General features: G+C 35.9%; 6 protein-coding genes. 5 read left to right on the top strand and 1 reads right to left on the bottom strand.

All coding sequences use genetic code 11. From position 1 onward, the window contains the following. From C6H08_RS10125 to C6H08_RS10150, 5 genes are all read left to right on the top strand, one after another. Positions 1 to 428, top strand: a 428-nt coding sequence (locus C6H08_RS10125) for a LysE/ArgO family amino acid transporter (protein ID WP_104686190.1), incomplete at its 5' end; no start/stop codon positions are given. A 1520-nt stretch (positions 429 to 1948) separates the two neighbouring features. Continuing rightward, entirely contained in the window at positions 1949 to 2974 is a 1026-nt protein-coding gene (locus C6H08_RS10135; protein WP_034565351.1) for an ABC transporter permease, read from the top strand. 67 nt (positions 2975 to 3041) lie between these two features. After that, positions 3042 to 3512: an acetyl-CoA carboxylase biotin carboxyl carrier protein gene (accB, locus tag C6H08_RS10140; RefSeq protein WP_034565352.1), complete on the top strand. Its 471-nt coding sequence runs from the start codon at positions 3042 to 3044 to the stop codon at positions 3510 to 3512. Positions 3513 to 3521: 9 nt separating this feature from the next. Next, on the top strand, positions 3522 to 4934 hold the full coding sequence (locus C6H08_RS10145; RefSeq protein ID WP_034565353.1) for an acetyl-CoA carboxylase biotin carboxylase subunit: 1413 nt from the start codon (positions 3522 to 3524) through the stop codon (positions 4932 to 4934). Between the two features lie 41 nt (positions 4935 to 4975). Further along, positions 4976 to 5269 (top strand): IceA2 protein, encoded by a 294-nt coding sequence (locus C6H08_RS10150; RefSeq protein ID WP_034565355.1) that lies wholly within the window; start codon positions 4976 to 4978, stop codon positions 5267 to 5269. Between the two features lie 387 nt (positions 5270 to 5656). Here the strand turns inward: C6H08_RS10150 and C6H08_RS10155 are convergent, their stop codons facing one another. Next, a complete protein-coding gene (locus tag C6H08_RS10155; RefSeq protein WP_034579736.1) occupies positions 5657 to 7819 on the bottom strand; it encodes a TonB-dependent receptor domain-containing protein in 2163 nt (720 codons plus the stop codon). Positions 7820 to 8132: the final 313 nt, after the last annotated feature.

An 8132-nucleotide genomic window follows, 5' to 3' on the forward strand; every position in this document is an offset into this window, starting at 1 on the left:
AAAATAAAGTTTTAAACTTGCTTATCGCATCTGCTGGGATTTTATTTGTTGTGTATTATGGCTTTATTTCTTTAAAATCCGCATTTTTTCAAGATTACGGCTTGCAACTCTCAACCTCTAATCCCCTATCACTTAAAAAGACGATATTATTAGCCTTAGCGGTTACACTTTTAAACCCTCATGTGTATTTAGACACGGTGTTTGTGATAGGTGCTAGCGCATTAACTTTTAGCTTTGAAGAGAAAATTATATTTGCATATGGTGGGCTTAGTGCATCATTTTTATGGTTTTTTGGTTTGGGATATGGTGCTTTGAAGTTAAGCAAAGTGCTTATTAAAATAGCCAAAATCATAGATATTTTTGTGGCAATTATAATGTTTGTGATAGCCTTTTCACTTATTCGTTATATTTTTGACTTGATTTCATAATTAAAATTTTATGCTCGTGGTATTATTTGGGCTTTGGATATCCAGTGTGTTGTGTGAGTGCGATCGTTGCAAGGCTAAATTTATGAGTAAAAGACTGTAATTGATGGTTTTAGGTTGCTAGGTTTATCTGTCGCAATTCCAACACTCAAGACAACTATAACAAAGTTTAGCACGCATAGGGCATTATTTGGAGAAGAAGGAAGGAATATAATATTATTCAAGGTTTATATACTTGGTTGGGGCAATATTAATCAAACTTCAACTGCAGAAACTATTAATGGTATATCTGCTTTAATATAAAATTATACGCTTTGTCAAGTGGTATTGATAGTGAAGTGGGGATTTAAAACGGGTTAAAAATGATTTAATGTCTCATTGGCTTTTGTTAGAATGGCTAATAAGACCGATAATACCACAAAGCATGGTGACTATAAGACAAGTTCAACGCTATATAAGAGAAAATAATATCCGATGAGGCACTTTAATTACTGATTGAACAAGGCTTAATAATGTCATAAATTAATCCTAATGATAAACAGGCAATACATGATTATGAAATGCTATTAAAAGATATGAAAAGGAATTCTCATTCTTAAATCAAATGAAAATAGAATTTACATATAAATACAAACATGATAGCAATTAGGATAATGGTGGGTTCAAGGAACCGGGGCAACAAATATAGAGAACGTAGAGCAAGCAATGCTAACCAATACTTAAGTCTTATGATTTTTTGTCGTATGTATATGTGCGTATGTAAGTATTTATGTGTGCTTTGATTGCGTTGTGATGTGTTTGGATTTACTTAGCCCTATGTAATATAAACATTATGGCTTTGTTTAATGATAAGACTGCAGGTGTGTGTTATGATTGGCTCCAGTATGTAAAGCCAATCATATTTTTAAATATTTTAATACCCTTTGTGTTTAGAATGCGTCTTTTAAGCTTTTACTTGTTGGTAATGCCGTATAAAGTTTTATTGAGTTTGCATCAAGTTTTTTAATGATTTTGTAATGCTTTGTAAGGTAAAAGAGTGATTATATTTATGCAATACTCTACATGAAATGTTAAATGCAATTGCTATTTTAAGTTATAATGCAAGGGTGTTTTACAGGAAAAAGAGACGAACTTGCAAACTTATTCATGCAATACGAGAAGGTTAAGGTTTTTTTTAGATAAGCGTTTTTTCCACAACTTTAATACATCAATTAAAATATATTTCATAAATGTTAATATAACACGAATATTCATGACTATGATTCAATAACTGCTTTACCAAGTATTTAATCTCAAATTTGCTTAGTGTTTAGGGTATATATAGGGTTTTGGAGTTAATTTTGTAACGCCAGGCACACATAAAGCTTAAAACCCATATTAAAAATTATTCCGTATTATTTTAGAAATACGAATTCTTTATGAATTCAAACTCTAATATCCAAAAAAACTTTTATTCCTAAAAATCTTTATTTATATTTCATTATATAATATACTTCTACATTATTCATCACAAAAGGCATATTATGCAATACAGCAAAACACCATCACTACTTTCTATGCGTTGGCGTTCATTTTACGCACATAAAATGGCTAGATTCTCACTTTTTTGTTTTATTTTTATCTTTATTGTGAGTTTGTTTGCCCCCTTTTTAGCAAATGATAAACCTTTGCTTATTTATAAAAATAATTCGTTTTATTTTCCTATTTTTATAGATTATAGTGAAGTTGAATTTGGCGGGGATTTTTATACGACACCAGATTATAAAGATCCGTTTGTTAGAAATCTTTTTGCAAATGATTTTATACTTTACCCTTTGATAGAATATGCTGCTGATAGTATCGACTGGAATCTAAAAGGCATACCACCTACACCACCAAGCAGAGAGCATATTTTAGGGACTGATGATCAAGGCAGAGATGTTTGCGCGAGATTATTATATGGCTTACGCACTTCACTGCTTTTTGGGATAATTTTGAGTGTGTGTAGCGTGTGTATTGGCGTTCTTATCGGTGGTATGCAGGGCTATTATGGTGGGCTTATTGATTTATTTGGGCAGAGGGCTTTAGAGATTTGGAGTGGTATGCCGACACTCTTTGTGATTATCATTGTATCAAGCTTTATATTACCGACATTTTGGATTATTTTAGGGATTGTGCTGCTTTTTAGCTGGACTAGTATTGTAGGTGTGGTGCGTGCAGAGTTTTTAAGAGCAAGGACACAAGACTATGTCAAAGCATCTAAAGTGTTGGGCTTTAGTGATTTACATATTATGTTCGTGCATATTTTGCCAAATGCACTCATTGCAACTATTACTTATTTACCCTTTATTACTATTGGTAGTATTACGACACTTGCTACGCTTGATTTTTTAGGCTTTGGTATGCCCCTTGGGAGTGCGAGTCTAGGGGAGCTACTTAATCAAGGTAAAAATAATATACAAGCACCACATTTAGGTATAGCTGGATTTCTTGTTATGTCTATTGTGCTATCTTTGCTTGTATTTATTGGAGAGGGGGTAAGGGTAGCTTTTAGTGAGAGTAAGCATTAAAATATTAAAAACTTTACAAGTTTATGTTATCATAAACGATTATTATTTTACATTTGAAGGATTTTATATGAAATTATCCGAGATAAAGGAACTCATCCAGCTCTTTAATGATTCAGATCTTGCTTCACTTCGCTTAGAGCAAGAGAACTTCCTGCTAAAACTAAGTAAAGAAGGTAAAAAGCTAAAAGCAGACAAAGTTATCCAGCAAGTAGCACAAGCCACACCTGCACAAAAGATAGAAGTTGCACCCGCAACACAAACAATAGAATCTAGTCCAAAACCTGCAAATCCAAATAATGCTGATTTTATCACTTCTCCTATGGTAGGCACATTTTACCGCTCACCAAGCCCAGGTGCAGCACCCTATGTAAGTGTGGGTGATACGATTAAAAAGGGACAGACAATAGGCATTGTTGAAGCGATGAAGATTATGAATGAGATTGAAGCAGAGTTTGACTGCAAAATCGTAGAGATAGAGGTAAATGACGCACAGCCTGTTGAGTATGGCACAAAGCTTGTTATGGTTGAGAGAATCTAGGGGTATCTTATGGGTAATGCAAAGACAACAGAGAGTAAGCAGCAAGACACAAATGAAAATAGCGGCGTTGTAAAAAAGAAATTACAACGCATTCTTATCGCAAATCGTGGTGAGATTGCCCTGCGTGCTATACGCACGATTCAAGAGATGGGAAAACAAGCCATTGCGATACACTCTATCGCTGATAAAGATACACATTATCTTGAAGTAGCCGATGCGAAAGTGTGTATTGGCGGGGAGAAGAGTAGTGAAAGCTATCTCAATATTCCGGCTATTATGAGTGCAGCGGATTTATTTGAAGCAGATGCGATATTTCCCGGATATGGCTTTTTGAGTGAGAATCAAAACTTTGTTGAGATTTGCGAACATCATAATATTGAGTTTATCGGTCCTAGCAAAGAAGTAATGATGATAATGAGTGATAAATCAAAGGCAAAAGACTGCATGAAAGAAGCAGGTGTACCTGTGATTGTAGGGAGCGATGGGGCATTAAAAAGCTATAAAGAAGCCTTAGAGGTAGCGGATAAAATCGGCTATCCTGTCATACTCAAAGCAGCAGCTGGCGGTGGTGGTAGAGGTATGCGTGTCGTGCCTGATAAGGGGCTTTTAAAGAATCTATATTTAGCTGCTGAAAGCGAGGCGTTAAGCGCATTTGGTGATGGCACAATTTATATGGAAAAATTTATCAATAAGCCAAAGCATATTGAAGTGCAGATTCTAGCTGATAAGCATGGCAATGTCGTGCATATTGGCGAGAGAGATTGCTCTATGCAGAGACGACAGCAAAAATTGATTGAAGAGACTCCAGCAGTTGTCTTAAGTGATGAGGTAAGGAAGAATTTGCTTGATACCGCCATTAAAGCCGCCAAGCATATTAAATATGTCGGTGCGGGGACTTTTGAATTTCTACTCGATTCTAATAATAAAGATTTTTACTTTATGGAGATGAATACGCGTTTGCAAGTCGAACACACCGTGAGTGAAATGGTAAGTGGGCTTGATTTGGTAGAGTGGATGATACGCATAGCAGAGGGTGAGAAACTTCCTAGTCAAGATTCTATTACATTTAAAGGGCATAGCATAGAGTGCAGAATCACAGCAGAAGATCCAGAGAAGTTTTATCCATGCCCGGGCAAAATTACAGAGTGGATTGCCCCGGGTGGTGCAAATGTAAGGCTTGATACACATGCTTATGGCGGCTATGTTGTGCCTATGTTTTATGATTCTATGATTGGCAAACTCATTGTGTGGGGTGCGACAAGACAAGAGGCTATAAAACGCATGAAACGCGCCCTAAAAGAGTTTAAAATCGCAGGGATTAAAACGACTATTCCATTCCACATAAAGATGATGGATAATAAAGACTTTGAAGATTCTAGAATCTATACAAAATACTTAGAGACGGAATATAAACTTGGCTAGATTCCATTCTATAATGATTAGTAACGAATAGGGAGTTGAAAATGGCATATATCGTAAAAATCGATCAAGGCAAAGCGAAAATATATGATGGTGGATCTTATAAAAGATCGGTTGGTTCAAATGTAATTGCATGCGATTGTGATGATGAGTGGGTGGCATGTGTAGAGAAGAATGTCGTAAAGCAGTATAGTATAAGTGGATCTTATAAAAGGACATACCCCGATAGAGATGCTGTAGGTGTAAATGTGGGCGGTGGTAGCATTGCTATAAGACTTGCTAATGGAAAAGTAAAAGAATATAAAGCTTCTAGTGGCTCTTATGTCAAGAGTTATTAACCTAACAAATATATTTTGGAATCTTTGTGATAGGTTCAGTTTTGGTAGTTGGGATTTAATGTTTTTTCGTGTTGCATTTGCTTTTCATGTGAGTTATGATTATGTTGCATAAGGTGTAGGCATAACTTAAAGTGAAGTTTATGAAGTCTATATTCAAATTCGAATGTAGTTTAACTTTGTGTAATAAACCTTATATTAAACAACCAATTTCTCACAATCCTTTGCGTCCCATGCTTTTTTGATTTAGATAAAACACAAGAGATATTTATGGCACATATTAAGTTGTGGGCTACTATTGGATAGAGTGTTGTAATTCCAAAAACTCGCCCTGACTTGCCAAAATGCCAGAAAATCTAAATCCTGCTAAAATATTAAAAATCAATTTCACTAAAACCTATATCTCACTTCAAAGCGATAGTCTGTGCCGGGCTCATATAAAGCCGTGCGGATTTTATTAATAGCTTCATTTGCACTATTATCTGCTTCAACTTTTAGTGGTGAGGTAGGGTCCATATAATATGCGTTAAAGACATTTAAAATGCTAAATCGCAAGGTAAGTTTGTCTTTGCCAAGCGGATAGTAATTCACATATAAATCTGACACACTATACCCATCTTTGCCAATGTCTTCAAACTGCTTTTGATAGATATTATAACCTATCGTGCCTTTCTTAAAGCCTGTCGCAGATCGAGTAACCCAAGCTATATCAAACATATCCGCATCATAACGCAATCCAAGCATAAAAGTATAACCCCAAGTAGCCCCAAGCTCGTAAGTATCCGCAAGTAATGCCCCCTTGCCCTCACCTCCAGCAGTAAGCCAATTTCTTGCTACGCCCAAATCAAGGGTAAATCTATCATAGTAAAACGCCGAGCCAATCTCAAAGCCATAGTTAATAAGTGGAAAGTTTAGATTCTCTCTTACCCCTTCTCTACCACCAGCACCTGCCGCACCTTTTGCATAGCTATTAATAAAGTTTAGAATATTTCCTGCATATACTGCAAATTTAAAACTCATAAAATCATTTATATAATCAAGCGTGATTTCACCATGATTTGAGTATTCTGATTTGAGATTTGGACTTATCTCCACTTTTGTATCACGCAAAAGTGTCGCATCGCCGGGCATTGCTCCCCTTGTGCTGAAAGCATACTTTGCACTGATATCAAGCCCATCAATCACACTATAAGTAAGCACGGTGCTAGGGCTTACCCCGCCTGTGAAATGATCCTGTTTATTCTTATCAAAATAGTAGTAAAAATCCGCCCTGCTACCATAACCCCATGTAAGATTGTCTAGAATCTGCCAACTATCCTGCACAAATCCACCATAGATATATGCCTCTTCCCTGCCCCTATTATGCTTTAAATTATTTTGATTTTTTTCACTATCTTGCATATTATCATCACGCACACTCATACCTTGAAAGTCAAAGCCATATTCAAACAAATGATCTTCATTTAGCTGATTGCTTAGCCTTGCATTTGCACCATAGTTATCAAGCACGATAGCACGAGATGAGCTTTCATCATGATTATGTCCGCCACCGTTATGATTGTGATCTTCTGTAAAAAGTGGTGTGAGATTCACATTTTTTGCGTTGTGATATGCGGCAAGTTTTATAGAAGTGCCGCCATGCTCTGGTTTATATTCATAGTTTGCAGTAAAACTTTGATTTTGATTTTTATGTCGAAATAAATGATCTGCAAAATGCTCCCCTGCCACATCGCCTATATTTGATCGAAACGGACGAGTCGCATCATCATTTATAACGCTATAACCAACAGAAAACCTTTGATTAGAATCTACTTGCCCTCCAACTTTCAAAAGCACATTCGTTTGCATTGAGTTGCTGCCTAGCACGGGGTTATTCATCGTAAGAAAGTTTTTGTAAGTATGCTTTGCATCGCGATAATTTAGCACATTTTGATGATTTATACTTGCCAAAATGCCTACATCGCTAAAAAGCCGACTATATACATTGAGATTTGCTTTATAGCCTAAGTTTGTAAAAAAGCCTGTGCCAATTTCAGCACCAAACTTCTCTCCCGCCTTTAAAAAATCACTCGCATCTTTTGTCTCAAAGGCAATAGACCCAGCAAGACCACCCGGTCCGCTACTCGCATCGCTTACGCCCTTGCTTACCACCACTCTTTTTAATAGCGATGGATCAACCATAACATTGCCTTGATGATGAAAGGCATTGCCATTTTGTGCCGCTCCATCAAGCATTACTCTCATCATAAAGCTCTCAAACCCTCGCACATAAATCTTTTGTCCCATATTCACACCACCACCCACAGCAATGCTAGGGTCTTTTTTGAAAATGTCTCTAAGATTTAGGGCTTGTGTCTTTTCCAAATCATCAGCAGTGATGAAAGTCTTTGTGCTTGTTTCATAGCTTTTTAGCTTACTTGTCGTAGTAACGGCGTTTAGCTTGTAAGATTCTGTATTGTCTTCTTGCGGTGTGTTAGAATCTAGTGCATAGCTTAAGGTTTGAGCTACACAACATATCGCCACACCCGCAAGTATCTTGCGTGTTTGTAACATGTTTATCCTTAACTTGAAATAATATTTATACAAGCAATATATAAAAATTACAATAAGCTTTATATGTTGTGTATGCTTTACATTGAAATATTACTTTGCTTTGGAGAATAGATAAAACAAAGTAATATTGTGTGCGAGGCATTATAGCGAAAAAAATTTAATAATTTAAATAACGGGTTAATAGCATAGCTTTATTACATATAGATTCTATTGTAAAATTTAAGTTTTAGATTCCAAGTTGCAGAATCTAAAACTTAAATTATAGTGTTTTGTTGCTGATAAGTTATAGAATCCAAACTTCAGATTCTAAGAT

Origin of the sequence: Helicobacter bilis, from assembly GCF_900198365.1 — a bacterium.
GTDB classification, from domain to species: Bacteria; Campylobacterota; Campylobacteria; order Campylobacterales; family Helicobacteraceae; genus Helicobacter_A; species Helicobacter_A bilis_B.

Bases quoted from the DNA above. Each gene is read 5' to 3' on its own strand.
- C6H08_RS10155 (WP_034579736.1), bottom strand. From the start codon at position 7,819: ATGTTACAAACACGCAAGATACTTGCGGGTGTGGCGATATGTTGTGTA.
- C6H08_RS10135 (WP_034565351.1), top strand. From the start codon at position 1,949: ATGCAATACAGCAAAACACCATCACTACTTTCTATGCGTTGGCGTTCA.
- C6H08_RS10145 (WP_034565353.1), top strand. From the start codon at position 3,522: ATGGGTAATGCAAAGACAACAGAGAGTAAGCAGCAAGACACAAATGAA.
- accB (WP_034565352.1), top strand. From the start codon at position 3,042: ATGAAATTATCCGAGATAAAGGAACTCATCCAGCTCTTTAATGATTCA.
- C6H08_RS10150 (WP_034565355.1), top strand. From the start codon at position 4,976: ATGGCATATATCGTAAAAATCGATCAAGGCAAAGCGAAAATATATGAT.